Source organism: Kitasatospora sp. NPDC058243 (assembly GCF_042882025.1).
Taxonomy (GTDB): domain Bacteria; phylum Actinomycetota; class Actinomycetes; order Streptomycetales; family Streptomycetaceae; genus Kitasatospora.
In genome coordinates, this window is the sequence record NZ_JBHVWW010000054.1 from 44198 (window position 1) to 62659 (window position 18462).

14 protein-coding genes (1 of these 14 running past the window's edge) are annotated in these 18462 nt (G+C 74.1%); 9 read left to right on the forward strand and 5 right to left on the reverse strand.

Going from position 1 to position 18462, the window contains the following annotated elements; genetic code table 11:
* Window positions 1-339 precede the first annotated feature (339 nt).
* Window positions 340-1287, reverse strand: coding sequence for a hypothetical protein (locus tag ACFVX9_RS28560; RefSeq protein WP_380373674.1), 948 nt, complete (start codon window positions 1285-1287; stop codon window positions 340-342).
* 273 nt (window positions 1288-1560) lie between these two features.
* Complete coding sequence (locus ACFVX9_RS28565) at window positions 1561-2946, reverse strand: rhodanese-like domain-containing protein (protein WP_387984243.1); 1386 nt, start codon at window positions 2944-2946, stop codon at window positions 1561-1563.
* A gap of 250 nt (window positions 2947-3196) precedes the next feature.
* On the opposite strand from ACFVX9_RS28565, the gene ACFVX9_RS28570 reads away from it, so the two are divergent.
* From ACFVX9_RS28570 to ACFVX9_RS28585, 4 genes are all read left to right on the forward strand, one after another.
* Window positions 3197-3580 (forward strand): rhodanese-like domain-containing protein, encoded by a 384-nt coding sequence (locus ACFVX9_RS28570; protein ID WP_380485008.1) that lies wholly within the window; start codon window positions 3197-3199, stop codon window positions 3578-3580.
* Entirely contained in the window at window positions 3577-4326 is a 750-nt protein-coding gene (locus ACFVX9_RS28575) for a sulfite exporter TauE/SafE family protein (protein WP_387984244.1), read from the forward strand. Before ACFVX9_RS28570 ends, ACFVX9_RS28575 begins: the two co-directional genes overlap by 4 nt.
* Window positions 4327-4591: 265 nt before the next feature.
* Entirely contained in the window at window positions 4592-7063 is a 2472-nt protein-coding gene (locus ACFVX9_RS28580; RefSeq protein WP_387984245.1) for an RICIN domain-containing protein, read from the forward strand.
* Between the two features lie 107 nt (window positions 7064-7170).
* The gene (locus tag ACFVX9_RS28585; protein ID WP_380373663.1) at window positions 7171-9246 is read left to right on the forward strand and encodes a hypothetical protein; all 2076 of its coding nucleotides are present in this window, start codon (window positions 7171-7173) and stop codon (window positions 9244-9246) included.
* A gap of 55 nt (window positions 9247-9301) precedes the next feature.
* On the opposite strand, the gene ACFVX9_RS28590 is transcribed toward ACFVX9_RS28585, so the two are convergent.
* Both ACFVX9_RS28590 and ACFVX9_RS28595 read right to left on the reverse strand, forming a co-directional pair.
* A complete protein-coding gene (locus ACFVX9_RS28590; RefSeq protein WP_380485014.1) occupies window positions 9302-10486 on the reverse strand; it encodes a saccharopine dehydrogenase family protein in 1185 nt (394 codons plus the stop codon).
* Between the two features lie 70 nt (window positions 10487-10556).
* Window positions 10557-11576 carry an alpha/beta hydrolase family protein gene (locus tag ACFVX9_RS28595; protein ID WP_387984246.1) on the reverse strand — a complete coding sequence of 340 codons (1020 nt, stop codon included), beginning with the start codon at window positions 11574-11576 and terminating at the stop codon, window positions 10557-10559.
* Window positions 11577-11643: 67 nt separating this feature from the next.
* On the opposite strand from ACFVX9_RS28595, the gene ACFVX9_RS28600 reads away from it, so the two are divergent.
* On the forward strand, window positions 11644-12489 hold the full coding sequence (locus tag ACFVX9_RS28600) for a PaaX family transcriptional regulator C-terminal domain-containing protein (RefSeq protein ID WP_387984247.1): 846 nt from the start codon (window positions 11644-11646) through the stop codon (window positions 12487-12489).
* On the opposite strand, the gene ACFVX9_RS28605 is transcribed toward ACFVX9_RS28600, so the two are convergent.
* Complete coding sequence (locus ACFVX9_RS28605; protein WP_387984249.1) at window positions 12479-13765, reverse strand: MFS transporter; 1287 nt, start codon at window positions 13763-13765, stop codon at window positions 12479-12481. The genes ACFVX9_RS28600 and ACFVX9_RS28605 overlap by 11 nt on opposite strands.
* A 54-nt stretch (window positions 13766-13819) precedes the next feature.
* Between ACFVX9_RS28605 and ACFVX9_RS28610 the strand changes: the two genes are divergently transcribed.
* From ACFVX9_RS28610 to ACFVX9_RS28625, 4 genes are all read left to right on the forward strand, one after another.
* Complete coding sequence (locus ACFVX9_RS28610; protein ID WP_387984254.1) at window positions 13820-14563, forward strand: AraC family transcriptional regulator; 744 nt, start codon at window positions 13820-13822, stop codon at window positions 14561-14563.
* Between the two features lie 36 nt (window positions 14564-14599).
* Window positions 14600-15343 (forward strand): SOS response-associated peptidase, encoded by a 744-nt coding sequence (locus ACFVX9_RS28615; protein ID WP_380373653.1) that lies wholly within the window; start codon window positions 14600-14602, stop codon window positions 15341-15343.
* A 202-nt stretch (window positions 15344-15545) separates the two neighbouring features.
* Window positions 15546-16115, forward strand: coding sequence for a hypothetical protein (locus ACFVX9_RS28620; protein ID WP_387984250.1), 570 nt, complete (start codon window positions 15546-15548; stop codon window positions 16113-16115).
* Window positions 16116-16411: 296 nt separating this feature from the next.
* Window positions 16412-18462 carry the 5' portion of a tetratricopeptide repeat protein gene (locus ACFVX9_RS28625; protein WP_387984252.1) on the forward strand. Its footprint extends 58 nt past the window's final position, so the window shows 2051 of its 2109 coding nt (coding positions 1-2051); its start codon is at window positions 16412-16414; its stop codon lies off the right edge, out of view.

Sequence of the window (18462 nt, forward strand, 5' to 3'; positions counted from 1 at the left end):
GCGCACCCTTCGGGGCCCACGCCCCAAAGTACCGGCCCGGGGCCTAGCTTTCTGGGGCTCTGGGTCCCCCCCCTTTTGAGACCAGCGACCTCCCCCCCCCCCCTCCCCCACCCCCCCCCCCCCCCGGTCCACCTGCGCCGGCATTCGAAGACGGCAAGGAAGAGCACAGTGCACGCCCGAAGTACGTGCCACAGGGCTTCTTTCCACCAGTACAGGTGTACCTCGACGCGCTCGCCGCCCATGACCCCGGCGTGTTCCGGGCCCGAGCACCGTACCGAGTGGCCCCGCAGCCCGCGCAGGCTCTAGTCGGGTCGCGAGCGCGGGCCGGGTCGGCTGGGCTCAGCTCGTTGTGACGCTGGCGACCTTGTTGACGTTGCCGTAGGTGGTCCACACCTTGTTGTCGGGGCCGGTGGTGAGGTAGCTCGGCCCGGCGTTCGCGGTGGGCGGGCTGTACTGGGTGACGGTGCCTGCGGGGGTGATCTTCCCGACCTTGTTGTTGCCGGGCTCGGTGAACCAGAGGTTGCCGTCCGGGGCGCTGGTGATCTCCCCAGGCGCGCTGACGTTGTACTGGGTGATGGCGCCCGAGGGGGTGATCTTCCCGATCTTGTTGGCGCCGTACGCGGTGAACCACACGTTGCCGTCCGGGCCGCCGGTGATCCCCTGCATGTAGGACTGCCAGGTGATGTTGGGCACGGTGTACTTGGTGGTGACGCCCGCGGTGGTGGTCTTCATGAGGCCGCTGTTGTTGGGAGCGGTCCACCACAGGTTGCCGTCCGGACCGGTGGTGATCTCACCCGGGTAGTAGGCGATGGCGTACTCGGTGATGACGCCGGACGGGGTGATCTTCCCGATCTGGTAGTTGTTGCAGTCGATGAACCACATGTTGCCGTCCGGCCCGGCGGTGATGCCGTTGGGCTCGGGCGAGTTCTGGCCCTGGGGCAGGTTGTACTCGGTGATGGCGCCGGCGGGGGTGATCTTCCCGATCTTCTGGCCGTCGTACTCGGTGAACCAGACGTTGCCGTCCGCTCCGCCGGCGATCGCGGTCAGGGTGGCGTTCTGGGTGGGCACCTGGTACTCGGTCACGGTCCCCGCCGTGGTCATCTTGGCGACGTTACCGACACCCGGCTCAAGGAACCACAGGTTGCCGTCCGCCCCCTTGGTGATGGCACCCGGGCTGTTGGGCGTGTTGTGCTCGGTGAAGGTCACCGCCGCGGTGGCGGGCGAAGCGCACAGGACCACCATCGCCACCGCCAACGACCCGACGGTCCGCTTCTTCCCACGCTTCATGGACTCCACGCTCACGGCTGTCTCTCTTCTTCTGGCACTGTTCCCGATCCGGGATCAGCGTCAGCAAAGCGCACCCCAACGCCACGAAACGGCACAACATTCGCATTTCACTCACATGGGCGCCATATCGAACATGCAGCGAAAGCATCGAATCTCCGATTGATGAAGCCCCAGGCCGAGGCCGTTCGCAGCATCCGATGAATGTTGCATCGGATGCAATACCGCTCGTCAGTCCAGGTAGATGCCGGCGAAGGTGCGCCGAGAGGGCTGGGTTCAGTCCAGGGTGGGGTGGGTGAGGGTGTGCCAGGCGGTGTAGCCGCCGAGGAGGTCGGAGACGTCGGTGTGGCCGTGGTGGCGCAGCAGGCTGGCGGCGATGGAGGAGCGGTGGCCGCCGGCACAGTGGACGACCAGGGGGTGGTCGGTGGGGATCTCGTCGAGGCGGCTGGGGAGTTCGGTCAGGGGGATGTGCAGGGATTCTTCGATGGAGCCGGTTTCGCGTTCGCCGCAGGTGCGGACGTCCAGGACGGTGGGGGGCTGTTCGGTGGCGAGGGCGGTCCGGAGTTGGTCGGCGGTGAGGCGGCTGGCGGGGGTGAGGTCGTCGGCGAGGGCGGGCAGGGCGTTGTCGGGGTTGCTCAGGTAGCCGGCGATGTGATCGAAGCCGATGCGGGCGAGGCGGGTGATGACCTCGCCCTCGCGGTCCTGCGGGGCGATGATCGCAAGGTTGCCGTCGGGGGTGAGGACGGTGCCGGCCTGTTCGGCGAAGCGGCCGTCGACGGGGACGTTGATGGCACCGCGGAGGTGTCCGGCGCCGAACTCCTGGGGACTGCGGGCGTCGAGGACGACGGCGCCTGCGGTACGGGCCTCCTTGAAGCCCTCGGGGCACAGGGGGCGGGCGGGGTTGGTGCGGTCGAGCAGCGGGTGATCCTGCCGGTTGAGGGCGGCGTCGTGGCCGAAGTAGGCGGGGGCCACGGACTGGCCGGCGGTGACGATGCGGACGAAGGTGTCCTGGTCCATGGGCTGGCAGGCGTAGTTGGTGGCGCGCTCGCGGCCGATGGTGGACCGCTTCTCGGTGGAGAGGTTCTTGCCGCAGGCGGAGCCGGCGCCGTGGGCGGGGAAGACGAGGGTCTCGTCGGGCAGAGCGAGCAGCTTGCGGTGGACGCTGTCGTACAGCATGGCGCCGAGTTCGTCGGCGGTGACGCCGGACGAGGCGAGCAGGTCGGGGCGGCCGACGTCGCCGATGAACAGGGCGTCGCCGGTGAGCACGCCGTACGGGACGGTGTCGTCGGGCTGCTCGTAGACCAGGATGCTGATCGATTCCGGGGTGTGGCCGGGGGTCTCCATGATTTGGAGGGCGACGTCGCCGAGTTCGATCCGTTCGCCGTCGGCGAGCTTGCGGATCGGGTACTCGGTCTCGGCCCGGCGGCCGTAGCCGATCCAGGCGCCGGTGCGGTCGGCCAGTTCGAGGTGGCCGGCGAGGAAGTCGGCGTGGAAGTGGGTGTTGATGACGGCCTCGACGGTCAGGCCGCGGGCCTCGGCATCGGCGACGTACTCGTCGACGTCGCGGCGGGGGTCGACCACGACGGCGCGGCCGGTCCGCTCGTCGGCGATCAGGTACGAGGCCTGGGAGAGGCAGTCGAGGTAGAACTGGGCGAAGTACACGGGGAACCTCCTGGGCGGCGTCGGGCGCCTCGGCGTGATTTCGATACCCCCACCGGTATATGTGCCAGCATGCCGCCCCACGGTTGATACGGGGCGGGGTATCGCCAAACGAGGTCGATAATACCCCCAGGGGTACTATGGTGGACATTGCGCGGGACCGGCCGTCGCCACCGGAGACGGGTGGCGCCAAGGAGGCGCTCACACCCCCCGGCGAGCCGGCCCACGCCACACCAGACCATCGGAGAACCGCATGCCCCCGCTGTCGCCCAACCCCGGGCAGACCACCCCCGCTCAGGCCCACCAGCTCGCCCGCGCCGGCGCAGCCGTCCTGCTCGACGTCCGGGAGCGCGGCGAGTTCACGGCCGGCCACGCCCCCGGCGCCCTCCACCTGCCGCTGATCGCCCTGGCCGCCCGCGAACCGCTCCCGCCCGAGGCGGGCGGACGGCTCGTCCTGGCGATCTGCCACTCGGGCAACCGCTCCGCACGGGCGGCGCAGCTGCTCGCCGAGCGCGGCGTCGAGGTGCTGAACGTCGTCGGCGGCATGACCGCCTGGAAGCACGCCGGACTGCCGGTCACCACTCCGGGCGACAGCAGCAGCGGCGGGAACTCCAGGGACGCCGGGGACGCGATATGACCGCGCTGCTCCTGGCGCTGGCCGCCGGGGCCGTGGTCGGCCTCGCCCTCGGCGGCCTCGGCGGGGGCGGCAGCATGCTCGCCGTCCCCGCGCTGGTCTACCTGCTCGGCTTCAGCCCGGCCCTGGCCACCACCGCCGCCCTGGTGATCGTCGCCGCGACCTCGCTGACCGGCCTGCTCGCGCACGCCCGGGCGGGCCGGGTCCGCTGGCGCACCGGCGCGCTGTTCGCCGCCGCCGGACTTCCCGCCGCCACGGCCGCCGGGGCGCTCTCGGCGCACCTGCCCGGGGCGCTGCTGACCGGCGCGTTCGCGGTGCTGGCGGGGCTGGCCGCCTGGCGGATGCTGGTGCCGCCGAAGGCCGCCCCGCAGGAACGTTCCGCCGCCGGGTGGGGCCGCTCGACGGCGACCGGCGCCGGGCTCGGTGCGGTCACCGGGCTGCTGGGGGTCGGGGGCGGGTTCCTCGCCGTCCCCGCGCTGGTCTCGGTGCTCGCCTTCACCATGGCCGAGGCGGTGGGCACCAGTCTGCTGGTGATCACCGCCAACGCGCTGGCCGCGCTGCTGCCCCGCCTCGGCGCGACCGGTGCCATCGACTGGGCGGTGGCCGCCCCCTTCACCGGGGCCGCGATCCTCGGCGCCTGGGACGGCAAGCGGCTCGCCGACCGGCTCAGCGGGCGCACCCTGCAACGGGCCTTCGCGTTCGCCCTGCTCGGCGTGGCCGCGCTGATGCTGGTCACCGCCCTGCACTGACGCCGGTCACCGCACCGTGCTGACGCCGGTCACCGCCCTGCGCTGACGCCGGGCGGCCCCGGCTCCCGGCGCGCGCACCCGGAGGGCGAGTCCGGAGGGCGGCAGCCGACCGTGCGCCGACCGTTGACGCGGCTCGGATGAGCATGTGACATTGCACATGTCACTCAGCGTCGCTCGAGGGATTTGAACGTTCAAACCCCTGCCCGCGCACGCCGCCCCGCCCCGCCCCCTGACGCACCGCCACCCGTCCGACAGGAGAGCCCCCATGCCCCCCACCCGCGCCCCGCGCCGCCGACCGGTCCGCGCCCTGCCCTCGGGCTTAGCGGTTCTGGCCGTACTCGCCGTCCAGGCCGTCGGCGCGGGACCGGCCCGAGCCGACGGCGCGGCCGCGCTGGTCGACGGCGGCGGCTACGTCCTCGGCTCCGTCCTGGACGGCGGCTGCCTCGGCCCGCAGTACGCGCAGCCGGCGGCCGGCACGCCCGTCGTCGGCGCGGCCTGCCAGGGGCTGCTCAGCCAGCGCTGGCAGCTGCACCGCACCACCGACGGCTACCGGCTGGTCAACGCCGCGAGCGGACGCTGCCTGACCCTCGACGGCACCGGGCGGCATCCCGGCACGGCCGACTGCGGCGCCGATCCCGCCGCCGAGACCTTCGCCATCTCCCCGGCGCCGGGCGGGAGTCACACCCTGGCCGCGCACGGCGCCTGCCTCACCACGGCAGGCGACCACAGGCAGAACAGCGCAGCGGATCGCGAGCAGGACGGCGCCGCCGAGCGCGAGCAGAGCAGCGCAGCGGACCACGAGCCGAGCAGCGCCGCCGACCGCCGGCGCTGCGACGCCCGGCCCGCCCACCGCTGGACCCTCACCCGCAGCGAACCGCTCACCCTCGCCGACCCCGGCTTCGAACAGGGCACGAACGGCTGGACGTTCACCGAGCACACCGGCGTCGCCACCAACAACCCGCACGGCGGCACCCGCCTCGCCTACCTCGACGCCGGCTCCGGCCACCGGATCGCCCAGCAGGTCACCGCCGTCACCGCCGGCAGCTACGACCTGTCCGCCTGGATCGCCACCGGCGGCGCCGGCGGCACCTTCTCGGTCAGCGTCAACGGCACCGTGGTCCGCTCGCTGACCCTGCCCGAGCAGCCCGTCTACGCGAAGTACACCCTGCCCCGGGTGCACGTCGCGGCCGGCGACCGGCTCACCCTCGGCATCGGCTCCTCCCCCACCGGCTGGGTCAACGCGGACGACGCCGCCGTCGCCCCGTCCGCCCCCAGCGACCCGAGGATCAGTTCCTCGGACCCCGAGGTCGTCGCCCTGTTCGACTGGGCCAAGACCAAGGCCAACAGCTGGGTGCAGCAGGCCGGCACCACCGGCGTGCTCAACCAGGACGAGAACAACCCCGGCGGCACCGGCACCACCACCTACGACACCACCTACTGGGCCGGCTACCCGTTCCGCTCCGACTTCTACAGCCGCGACTTCGCCCACCAGCTGGTCGGCGCCCACCTGCTCGGCCTGGACGCCGAGAACAAGACCATGCTGCGCGGGTTCGCCGCCTCCGCCACCGAGACCAACAAGCTCTACCCGGTCTGGGCGCTCAACTTCGACGCCAGGACGTACGGCAGCATCGACTACCGGAGCCCCGACCGCTTCGTGCGCGAGCTGCCCGCGCCGTTCGAGCTGGTCGAGAAGGCCGGCGAGGCCTACCGGTGGACCGGGGACCGCGACTACGCCGACGACCCCGCGCTGAGCGGCTACGTCCGCAACACCCTCGGCCCCTTCATCACCCAGCACCCCGGCCCGGTCGACAACGGCGGCCTGCCCATCCCGCAGGCCACCAGCCGCAGCATCTTCGCCGGCACCGCGAGCTACGCCGAGAACGCCACCAGCACCTACGCCGAGGCCGGCGACGCGATCGGCGCCCAGTACCAGGCGTACCTCGCCGCCGCGACCCTGGCCACCGCCAAGGGCGACACCGCCGCCGCCACCGGCTACCGGCAGGCCGCCACCGCGCTGCGCGACTACGTCAACACCACCTGGAGCGTGGACCGGCAGCAGCCCGGCGAGGTCGTGCACGGCTACGACACCACCGGCAAGCCGGTGACCGGCTGGGGCTACGAGTCCAGCGTGCTGATGCCGGTCAAGCAGCTGCTCGACCCCGGCCCGCGCCGGGACGCCCTCCTCGCCGCCATCGACGCCGCCGACTCCGGCCCGCAGCGCTCGACCAACCTGGAGGCCTACACCTACCTGCCCGACGCCTTCTTCGCCAACCATGACGGCGACACCGCCTGGAAGTGGATGCGGCAGATCTACCAGGGCGTCGACCAGCTCCACGCCACCGGACGGCTGCTCAACGGCGACTACCCCGAGGTCCCGTTCACGCTGCTGAGCCAGACCGTGCAGGGCCTGCTCGGCGTCGAGCCCGACGCCGCCGCGCACACCCTCGTGACCGCCTCCCGGCTGCCCGCCTCGATGGGCTGGCTGGAGGTCGCCGACATCCCGGTCGGCGCGGGCTCGGTCACCGTCCGGCACGACGGCCACCGCAGCAGCACCGTCACCAACACCGGCCGTACGCCGCTCACCTGGGAGGCCCGCTTCGCCGGCCCGCACGGCGGGATCACCGTCGACGGCAAGGCCTGGCCCACCCGCACCAGGACCGTCGACGGCGTGAGCTACACCTACGCCACCGTCACCGTCGCCCCCGGCCGCACCGCGAGCGCCGCCGTCACGGACTGACCCCCCCCAGCGCACCACCCTTCCGGCCGACCGGCCCCCAACCGGTCGGCCGCACACCCCGCTCCACCCGACGCACCGTCACCACCCCCACACCCTCAGGAGCGCGCATGCGCCACATCCCCCACCGCCTCGCGGCACCCGTGCTCGCGCTGGCCCTCGCCGCCACCGGCCTCGGCGCCCTCACGCTCGGCACGGCCGCCCCCGCCGCCGCCCTGGGCAACGGCAACGCCCTCACCCCGCCGATGGGGTGGAACTCCTGGAACTCCCTCGGCACCGAGGTCACCGAGGACCAGGTCGTCCAGACCATCGACTTCATGGCCGCCAACGGCCTGGTGGCGGCCGGCTACGACACCGTCACCATCGACGACGGCTGGTCGCTCTGGCACCGCGACGGCCAGACCACCGACCTGGTCCGCAACGCCGACGGCGGCCTCCAGCTCCAGGACGCCGCCGGGAACCCCGTCAGCGGCACCGACGGCACCGGCAACGACCCCACCACCGGCCACCTCCTCCCCCGCCCGGACCACTTCCCCGCGCAGACCGTCAACGGGCGGACCGTCAACGGCATCGAGTACCTCGCCCAGTACGCGCACGGCAAGGGCATGAAGTTCGGGCTCTACGCCACCGACACCTACCTCACCTGCCAGATGCACCCCGGCAGCCTCGGCCACGAGAGCACCGACGCGAGCGACTTCGTCTCCTGGGGCGTCGACTACGTCAAGTACGACGACTGCCCCTACGGCCCGCAGATCACCGGCCCGGACGGCCACAACTACTACACCCAGGGCGAGGGAAAGGAACTCACCCGCTCGATCTACGCCCGCGTCCAGACCTTCCAGCGCGCCCTCGACGCCGCCTCCGCCGCGCAGGGCCGGCCCAAGGTCACCCTCAGCGTCTCCGCCCAGCCCGCCCACACCGGCGTCCCGTACCTGCTCGCGGCCGACGACCCGGCGCGCACCGACCCGGTCGTGCAGGCCGCCGGCACCGCGCCGTTCCAGGCGCCCGGCTACGCGCCGACCGGCGTCTGGTGCGGCCAGGTCGCCAACCTCTGCCGGATCGGCGGCGACCGCGACAGCGAGCTCGACGGGGTGCTCTGGAACGGGCAGTTGCAGACCGCGCTGCAGTACCCCGGCAACGTGCGCCCGGGCAGCTGGAACGACCTCGACATGATGTTCACCGGCTGGCAGGACGTCTACGGCGCCTGGGGCACCACCGACACCTGCACCTGCCACAAGCCGTTCACCGACGACGAGTCCCGCACCGAGACCTCCGTCCTCGCGATGCTCGCCGCCCCGCTGGTCTCCGGCGCCGACCTGCGCACCGCCGCACAGTCCCAGCACAGCGCGGACGGCCACACCTGGTCCACCGGGATCGACGCCGCTAGCCTGGCGGTCCTGAAGAACCGCGACGTCATAGCGATCGACCAGGACGCCCTGGCCAAGCCCGCCACCCTGGTCGGCGCCAAGCCCGCGAACGCCACCGCGCCGGTCGTCCTCCAGCGGCGGCTGGCGAACGGCGACACCGCCGTGCTGCTCGTCAACCAGGACCCGGCCGCGAGCCGCACGGTGAGCACCAGCCTCGGCGAACTCGGCCTCACCGGGCCCGGCTACACCGCCAAGGAGCTGTGGACGGGCGCGAGTTCGACCGTCACCGGCACGCTCGGCGCCTCGGTGGCCCCGCACGGCGTGGCGCTGTACCGGCTCAGCGCCCGGCCGGCCACCGGGCCGGCCGCGGTGGTCGACGACGGCCGCTACCACGCGATCGGCGCCGGCGGCGGTGGCGGCCTGGTCCTGGAAGTGGCGGGGACCTGCAGCTCGCCGCTCGGCGCCGTCGCCGACGTCAACACCTGGTGGCCCACGCACACCTCCGAGCAGTGGACCTTCACCAGCAACCCGGACGGCACCGTGCGGATCGCCGACAACTGCGCCACCGCCACCCACGCGCACACCGTGCTCGCCGCCGGCACCGACCCCGGCAACAGCGCCTACCTGCTCGGCTACTCGCCCGGCAACCGCTGGCAGGAGTGGCGGGTCACCCAGGACGGCGCCACCGGCAAGCTCACCATCACCAACGTCGCCACCGGCCTGGTCCTCAACGCCCGCACCGGCACGGCGGGTTCGACCGTGACCACGGACGCGGCCGACGGCGCCGCCCCCGGACAGGGCTGGGGCGTCGTGTCCTGACCTCGCCGGCGCCGGCGCCCGCGCCCTGATCACGCCTCCTGACCGCGTCTCTTGATCACGCTCCCGGGCGCTCCTCCACCACGACGCCGACGCCCGGCCAGTGGCGCGCCAGGTCGGCGAAGAAGCGCTCGGCGTCGATCGCCGCCTCGGGCGGGTGGACGCCCGGGGCGCGGACGCCGCCGTCCAGGAGCTGGGCGAGGCCGAGGGCCGCTGGCACGCCGGTGCTCTCGGCCATGTCGCCGAGCAGGGCCTCGGCGCCGGTGAGCCGGGCGAGGACGGTGACCGGCCGGCCCTCGCGGCCGCCTGTGGCGGCGGCGAAGAAGCCGGGGAGGCTGCCGGGGCCGGGGAAGCGGGCCGCGCGGGCGGCGGCCCGCAGGGTGCGGCGCAGCGTGGGGCGGTCGAGGTCGACGGCGGCGGTCTCGTTGCCGAGGCGCCCGGCGTCGAGGTCGTCCCGCAGGACGTCCAGGTAGGCGGCCGTCCTGGCGGTGACGACCATGAGGTTGGCGGCCGCGCCGCCGGGCCGCAGGCTGCGGTGCAGGGTGACCGGTTCGGGGTGGCCGACGGTGTACGCGGTGCCGCGGTGGCCGCCGGGCAGGTCGAGGGCGACCGGCCGCAGCGGGGGCCGCTGGACGATCCGGCCGCCGTCGACCACCGCGACCGTGCCGCTGATCTGTTGCATCCAGTGGACGGCGGCCGCCAGCGGGGCACCGTCCGGTCCGCGCAGGGAGGTGTCGTCGGGTTCGGCGCCCGCGTCGACGGGCCAGGCGGTGTAGAGGTCGGTCAGGCTGTCGAGGCGGGCGGCGGCCCGGACGGCGAGCAGGTTGCTGACGCCGGGGCTGGCGCCCATGCCGATCACGGCGCGGACGCCGGCGGCGCGGGCCTCGCCGTCGAGTTCCAGCATGGCGACGGTGGGTTCCCAGTCGTCGCAGATGTCCAGGTAGTGGGTGCCGGTGCGGATCGCCGCGCGCAGCACGCCCAGGCCGAAGCGGTAGTACGGGCCGACGGTGTTGAGGACGGCGTCGGCTTCCGCGAGGGCGGCGTGCAGCTGCGCCCCGTCGGTGACGTCGACCTGGCGGGCCCGGACCGGCACCGGGCCGCCGGCGAGGGCGGCGGCGGTGCGGCGGGCGGCGTCCGGGTCGCGGTCGGCGATCACGAGTTCGTGGACGCCGGGCAGTCGGGCGGCGACCCGGGCGGCGACGCGGCCCATCGCTCCCGCTCCGCCGAGGGCGAGCACTCTCATCGTCGTTTCTCCTTTCGCCGGCTGCGTCCACCGGCTTTGCGGCTGGGCCGTCAGCGCTGCCCGAGCGAGGTCAGGAAGCCAGCGAGGTCAGGAAGCTGCGGTGCTCGTCGAGGTAGCCGGGGCTGAAGAGCGAGCGGGGTGCGGCGATCGCGAGGAGGGTGCTCTCCAGTTCCGAGTCCTCGACGGATTCGGGGACGATGTTGTGCGTGGCGTCCGGGTAGCGCTTGACCCGGAGCTGGCCGGGCGCGGTGAGGATCCTGCGGTAGCCGGCCTCGGTGTCGTCGCTGTCGACGTTGATGTCGCGCCCGCCGAGGAAGAGCAGGACCGGCACCCGGAGGGCGGCGAGGTCGTCGCTGGCGTCGGAGGTGTGGTTGCGGCGGTTGAAGTCCCAGCGCTGCGGGGTGAGGCCGTCGACGTCGCCGCCGCCGGCCCGGTACTGCTCGAAGGTCTGGCCGGCCCGGAGGGCGGCGAGGGTCCGGTCGCTGCGCGCGATGGCGGCCTCGGTCTCGGCCGGGGTGGCGTGCTTCTTCCTGAGTTCGGCGAGCAGGTTGTAGCGGCCCTGCTGGAGCCAGTTGAGGGCGGGGGCGACGGCGATCACGAACCTGACGTCCGGGGACTGCCGGGCGGCCTTGGGCATCACCCAGCCGGCCTGGCTGGCGCCCCAGAGGCCGATCCGGGCGGGGTCGATGCCGGGCTGCTTCTTTGCCCAGTCGATCGCGGCGACGGTCTCGTCGGCGCGGTCCTGGATGCTCTGGTCGAGCCAGTTGCCGGGGGCGCCGTCGACGCCGGGCTTGTCCCAGGAGAGGGAGGCGTAGCCGGCCTTGGCGATCGCCTCCCAGATCGGCCGGTAGAAGGTGTCGTGGGTGGCGTTGGTGGGGCCGTCCCCGTGGACGAAGACCACCAGGCCGGCGGGGGTGCGGCCGCCGGTCGGGCGGGCGAGGACGCCGTGCAGCGGCTGTTTGCCGCCGGTGATGGTGACGCGTTCCTCCTTGAGGTCGTACTCGTTCTGGTAGACCACCCAGCCGCCCGCGCCGAGCAGGAGCACCACCACGGACAGCAGTGATCCCCAGAGCAACCATCGCCTGCGCATCTTCACTCCACCAATCTATCGTTCTCAAAACGAACGTATCAGATGTGAACGTATTAGGATGGTCGCCATGGTGGAGATTCCGACCCGGGTGCTGGTCGAGGCGATGGTCCGCACGGACGGCACGGTCGACTGCGGCGACCTATACACCGTGGCCGGCCTGCTCGGGATGACCGACCAGCAGGTCCGGCTGACCGTCAAGCGCCTCACCGGCGACGGGCGGTTCGTCCAGGAGGGGCGCGGCCGCCGGGCTCTGCTGCGGGCCACCGCCGAGACCCGGCGCTCGATCGACCCCGACGTCGAGTACGTGGCGCTGATGTACGCCCAGGACCGCGGCCGGGCCCCCTGGGACGGCGTCTGGCACCTCGCGGGATTCGCCGTCCCCGAGCACGCCCGGCCCGCCCGCGACGCGCTGCGCGAGGCGATCCTCCGGCTCGGCGGCGCCCCGGTGCAGAACGGCCTCTACGTCTCGCCGCACCCCTGGGAGGAGGACGTCCTCGCCGAGGCCGCCGCCCTCGACGTGCGCGGCCACCTCACCCTCCTCACCAGCCGCGACCTGCGCACCGGCGAGACCGACGACCCCCGCGCGCTCGCCCGGCACTGGTGGCCGCTGGACCAGGTCGCCGAGGGCCACCAGCGGCTCGCCGAGGTCGCGGCCGACCGCCTCGCCCGGCTGGAGAAGGGCCTCACCGGATCCGAACTGCTCACCGTCGCCCTGGAGTTGGCCGCCGCCTTCACCGAGGCCATGGAGCCCGACCCGCTGCTGCCGCCGGAACTCCTGCCACAGCCCTGGGCCGGCACCGCGGCCCGCGAACTCGTCGCCCGCTGCTGGGCGCTGCTGCTCGCCGACCCCGGGCCGGGCACGACCCGGCTGTTCGACGCCTACGCCGAGGTCGTCGCGGCCGTCACCGCGTAGCCGCCGGACCCGGCTCGGGCGCGGCCGCGCCAAAGGCTTCGGGCGCGACCGGCTCCGGCAGGGTGCGGAACAGCAGCCAGCTCAGCACCGGCATCAGCACCAGCGGCAGCAGGGCGGTGCGCAGCGAGGTCGCGTCGGCGAGGCCGCCGATCACCGGGCTCGCCAGGCCGCCGATGCTGACGGTCAGGCCCAGCGTGATCCCGCTGGCGGTGCCGATCCGCGAGGGCAGGTAGTCCTGCCCCAGCGTGACCTGCAACGAGAACGGCACGTACAGGCCCGCCGAGGTCAACGCCACGAAGACGTACAGCGCCGGGCCCGGCACCAGCACCACGCCCGCCACGGCCACCGCCGCCACCAGGTACGACCAGCGCGCCACCGCGACCCGGCCCCAGCGGTCCGCCAGCGCGCCGCCCAGCACCGAACCCACCGCGCCGCCCGCGTACAGCACCACCAGCGCCGCGGTGCCCGCCGCCGTACCGCCGCCGACCCGCTGGGTGGCGAACAGCGCGAGGAAGGTGCTCAGGCCGGTGAAGGCGATCGAGCGGCACACCACGGCCAGCGACAGCCGCACGAACGAGGCCCGGTCGTCGGCCCCGGCCACCGGCGCCGAAGCCGCCCCGGCGGCCCGCCGGCGCTCCAGTTCGCGCAGCACCGGCAGGCACAGGACGGCGCCCGCGAGCGCCGGCAGCACCAGCAGCGGGGTCAGCCGCAGGCCGCCGCCCGAGACCACCACGGAGACCAGCAGCGGGGCCGCCGCGAAGCCCAGGTTGCCGCCCAGCGAGAACCAGGCCATCCCCCGGTGGCCGTCCCGCGCGGCCAGCCGGGCCACCCGGGCGGACTCCGGGTGGTACGCGGCCACCCCGACCCCGGACAGCGCCACGAAGGCCAGCGTCAGCGGGTACGAGCCGCTCACCCCGCTGAGCGCGATGCCCACGCCGCCCACCAGCGTGCTGACCGGCAGCAGCCAGGGCAGCGGGCGGCGGTCGGTGATCGCGCCGAACAGCGGCTGCGCCACCGAGGAGAGCAGCGAGGCGGCGAGCACCACGCCCGAGACGGCGGCGTAGCCGTAGCCGCGCTCGGCCACGAAGAACGGGACCAGGGCGGCCACCGCGCCCTGGTAGACGTCCACGCAGGCGTGTCCGAGGGACAGCAGGGTGATCGAGGAGTCCCGTTTGCCGGGTGTGCTCTTCGGATTGTCAGGCGTGCTCGACGTACTGGATGTACTGGACGTAGGGGGCATAGCGATCGGCAGATTGTCCGGCGTTGTCTTCGGCATGCCGACATGCTCGGCGCAGCGGCACCTGTCGGGCTTCCGATAATCTGCCAGGTGATGCCGAACATCCGCCACGACCCCGTCGCCCCGACCCGCGCCCAGCGGCTGGCCTCCGGCACCGGGATCGACGCCCACCGCCACGACGACCACCAGATCGCCTACGCGGCCAGCGGCGTGCTCGCCATCACCACCGACGCCGGCTCCTGGGTCGCCCCCGGCACCCGCGCCATCTGGGTCCCGGCCGGCACCGTGCACGCCCACCAGGCCCACGGCGAACTGGACCTCCACCTGGTCGGGCTGCCCGCCGCCGAGAACCCGCTCGGCCTGGACCGGCCGACCGTGCTCGCCGTCGGGCCGCTGCTGCGCGAACTGATCGTCGCCTACACCCGCACCCCCGAGGACGACAGCCCCGAACGGGCCCGGCTGCGCGCCGTCCTGCTCGACCAGCTGCGCGCCTCCCCGCAGCAGCCGCTGCACCTGCCCGCCCCCGCCACGCCGCTGCTGCGCGCGGTCTGCGACCGGCTGCGGGCCGACCCGGCCGACCAGCGCACCCTCGCCGAGCTGGGCCGGGCGGTCGGCGCCAGCGACCGCACGCTCTCCCGGCTCTTCCGCACCGACCTCGGCATGACCTTCCCCCAGTGGCGCACCCAGCTGCGGCTGCACCACGCGCTGGTGCTGCTCGCCGAGGGCCTGCCCGTCACGGCGGTCGCGCACCGCTGCGGCTGGTCCTCCGCGAGCGCCTTCATCGACGTCTTCCGCCGCACCTTCGGCCACACCCCGGGCCGCCATCCCACCTACTGACCCGGCATTGTCCGCCGCTGGTGGCAGGGTGGGGGCATGTGCGGTCGCTTCGTCTCCACCACCACGCCCCAGGACCTCGTCGCCCTGCTCGGGGAACTGCGCTGGGATCCGGCCGAGTCGTTCGCGCCGAGCTGGAACGTGGCGCCCACCGACCCGGTGCCCGCCGTCCTGGAACGCGTCGACCGGGAGAGCGGCGAGCTGCTGCGGCAGCTGCGCCCGCTGCGCTGGGGCCTGGTGCCGTCCTGGTCCAAGGACCCCTCCGGCGGCGCCCGCATGATCAACGCCCGCTCGGAGACCGTCCACCTCAAGCCCGCCTTCCGCAAGGCCTTCACCACCCGGCGCTGCGTCATCCCCGCCGACGGCTACTTCGAGTGGCGCGAGGTGCCCGCCGCCGCCGACCGGAAGAAGTACAAGCAGCCGTACTTCCTCAGCACCGGCTCGGTCATGCTGATGGCCGGCCTGTACGAGTTCTGGCGCGACCGCACCCGGCCCGAGGACGACCCGGCGGCCTGGCTCGCCACCGCCACCGTCATCACCACCGACGCCACCGACAGCGCCGGGCGCGTCCACGACCGGATGCCGCTCACCATCGCCCCCGCCGACCTGGCCGCCTGGCTCGCCCCCGACCTCACGGACTCCGACGAACTCCACCACCTGCTGCGCCGCCCCGCCGACGGCGCCCTGCGGGTGCGGGCCGTCTCCCCCGCCGTCAACAGCGCCCGCTCCAACGGTCCGGAACTGCTCGCCCCCGCCCCGGACCCGCTGGGGCTGGCGGACTGACGGTGGGTCCGACCCATGTCCCATGCCCCGGCACCACCATCGCCTCCACCGGGACCATCGCCCTCGACGCGGCCACGCCTGCTCCGGAGCTCTGATCCGTCTGCCGGGGGCGGGTGACTGGCCACCACGGACAGTCAGCTTCCCGTGGTGTACTACGTGTTCACCGTTCAGGCACAAGTCCCCATCAGGAGCGAACCGTTCGATGAGTGCCACCTGCCCCCAGTGCACCGCACCGGACCAGTCCGTCCTCATGGCGCACGCCCTGGCGGACACCACCGCGCCACTCGACGACTCGACGCGTGCGCTGCTGTACCCGCCGCCCGAGCCGCAGCCCGCCCCTGCCGAGCTGAGCACGGGGGCGATCGTGCTCTTCGTCCTCGCCGCGGTCTTCGGCCTGCTCGGGGTCCTCTCGCAGCTCCGCGACGACGAGGACCTGAGCGGCTACGACTCCGCCTACCGGCTCGGCTACCACATAGGCCCGTTCATCCTGCCCGCCGTCCTGCTGGTCATCGGCGTGATCGTGCGGACCGTGTCGCGAAGCCGCCACAGGCGAGCGGTCGAACGAGGACTGCCCGAGCAGCGGGCGCTCTGGCAGCGGCATCTCCACGTGTGGCAGGCAGGGTGGCTGTGTCGGCGCTGCCAGGTCGCGTTCTTCCCTGATGCGTCGATCCGGCCCGACTTCCCGGCCTCGCCTGCGATTCCCGTGGAGCAGTTCCCGCTCTGGGTGATGACCGCCGCCGAACGGGCTTTCGCCGGGCAGGGCCAGGCCTGACGCCGGCGCCGGGGCGCACCGGCTCGGCCGTCGAAGCGTTCCTCGACACCCGCGACCGCGCCGCCGAGGGCCTGGCTCGCATCAACCTCGGTGTGGCCCTGGCCGCAGCGGGCCGCCCGTTCCGGTGGCGTGCCAGGTGGGGGCGGTGTGCATGATCATCCGGGTACGCTACCGTCCGGTACCGACAGTGGTGCGCCCGGCTCCGGGTGACCGGCGGAATCCGGTGACACGGCGCCCGCCCGCGACTACGGTGGGCGGGCGGAACCGTACGTGGGGGTGAGGGCGCCGAAGTGTTGATGTCCAGGACGACGCATGTCCGGCCCGAGGGCGGCCTGCCCGACCACGAGGCCTTCGACCAGCGCCGCCGCCCGGTCTCACCCGCCACCGCCGGGAACCCGCATGCCGAGCAGCGGGCGGCCGTGCTGCCGCCCGAGGCGGCGCGGGCCGCGCTGACCGTCGAGGCGAGCGCCCCCGCTCCCAACCTGCCGCCCCGCGCCGCGGACCGACTCGTGGGCCGCGACGGCGCGTTGCGGGCGATCGCCGAGGCGCTGTCGGACGGCGACGGCAGCGGGCTGGTCACCCAGGCCACCACGCTGCACGGCCTCGGCGGGGTCGGCAAGACCACCCTCGCGCTGCACTACGCCTACGCCGAGGCCACGCACTACCGGCTGATCTGGTGGATCACCGCCGAGTCCGAGGAGCAGCTCGCCGAGGCCTTCGCCGACCTCGCCGTCCACCTCCACCCCACCTGGGCCCTCACCGCCCCGCCCGGCCAGCAGGTCGAGTGGGCGCTCGCCTGGCTGCGCGCCCACGACCGCTGGCTGCTCGTCTACGACAACGCCGAGGACCCGGTCCATCTCACCCCCTATCTCGGCCGCCTGCTCGGCCGCGGCCACCAGTTGGTCACCAGCCGCCGCGCCGGCGGCTGGCACCCCGGCATCCGCCCGGTGCGGATCGACGTCCTCGACGCCCCCGAGGCCACCCGGCTGCTCTGCGGCGCCGCCTACCCCGGGGCGCGGGCCGAACAGGCCGAGGTGCTCGCCCTCGCCGACGAACTCGGCCATCTCCCGCTCGCCCTCGCCCAGGCCGGCGCCTACGTGCAGCAGACCGGCACGACCTTCGCCGCCTACCGCGAGCTGCTGCGCACCAGCAGCCCGGCCGGCCCTGACTCCGACTCCGGCTCCGGCTCCGACTCCGGTACCGACTCCGGTACCGGCTCCGGCGCGGTGGCCACCGTCTCCCGGCTCTGGCACACCACCCTGCGCACCGTCCAGGCCACCACCCCGTTCGCCGTCGAGCTGCTGCGCACGCTCGCCTGGTACGCCCCCGAGGCGCTGCCGCGCGAAGCCCTGACGCCCTTCGGCGCGCGCCGCCCGGCCGAGGTCGACTCCGCGCTGCGGCTGCTCGCCGACTACAACCTGATCACCCTCGGCGACACCGTCACCGTGCACCGCCTGCTCCAGGGCGTGCTGCGCCGTTCCGACGGCGCCCGCCCGCTGCGCCGGCGCGCCGAACAGCAGCTCGCCGAGGCCGCCGCCCGGCTCTGGCCGACCGCCGGGCCCCGGCTGCGCCGGGCGCTGCTGCCGCACATCCGCGAGCTGGCCGCCGGCGGCCCGTCCGAGCAGCCCACCCCGCAGACCGTCGCGCTGTACCGGCTGGCCGCCGGCGAGCTGACCGACCGGGCCCAGCGGGTGTTCGCCATCCCGCTGGTCACCGCGATGGCCGACGACCAGACCCGCCTGCTGGGCGCCGACCACCCCGACACCCTGGCCACCCGGGGCCGGCTCGCCGAACTCCACGCCCGGGCCGGCGATCCGGCCCGGGCCGTCGCGCTCTGCCGGGCGGTGGTGGCCGACCGCACCCGCCTCCAGGGCCACGACCACCCGGCCACCCTCGCCGACCGCAGCACCCTCGCCCACGCCTACCGCAAGGCGGGTGAACACCGCTGCGCCGTCGAGGAGTTCCGCGCGGTGGCGGCCGACCGGGCGCGGGTGCTCGGCGCCGACAGCCGGGAGACCCTCACCAGCCGCGCGGGCCTGGCCTACGCCCTCCAGGTGGCCGGTCAACACCAGGCGGCGGTGGCGGAGTTCGAGCGGCTGCTGGCCGACGCCGGCCGGGTCCTGGACGACCCCGACCACCCGGACATCCTGGCCCACCGCAACGGGCTCGCGTACGCCCAACTCACCGCCGGCCAGCACCGGTTGGCCATCACCCTGTACGAGCAGGCGGTGGCCGACCGGGCCCGGGGGGGGGGGGGGGGGCCCCCCCCCCCCCCCCCCCCCCCCCCCCCCCCCCCGCCCCCCCCCCCCCCCCCCCCCCCCCCCCCCCCCCCCCCCCCCCCCCCACC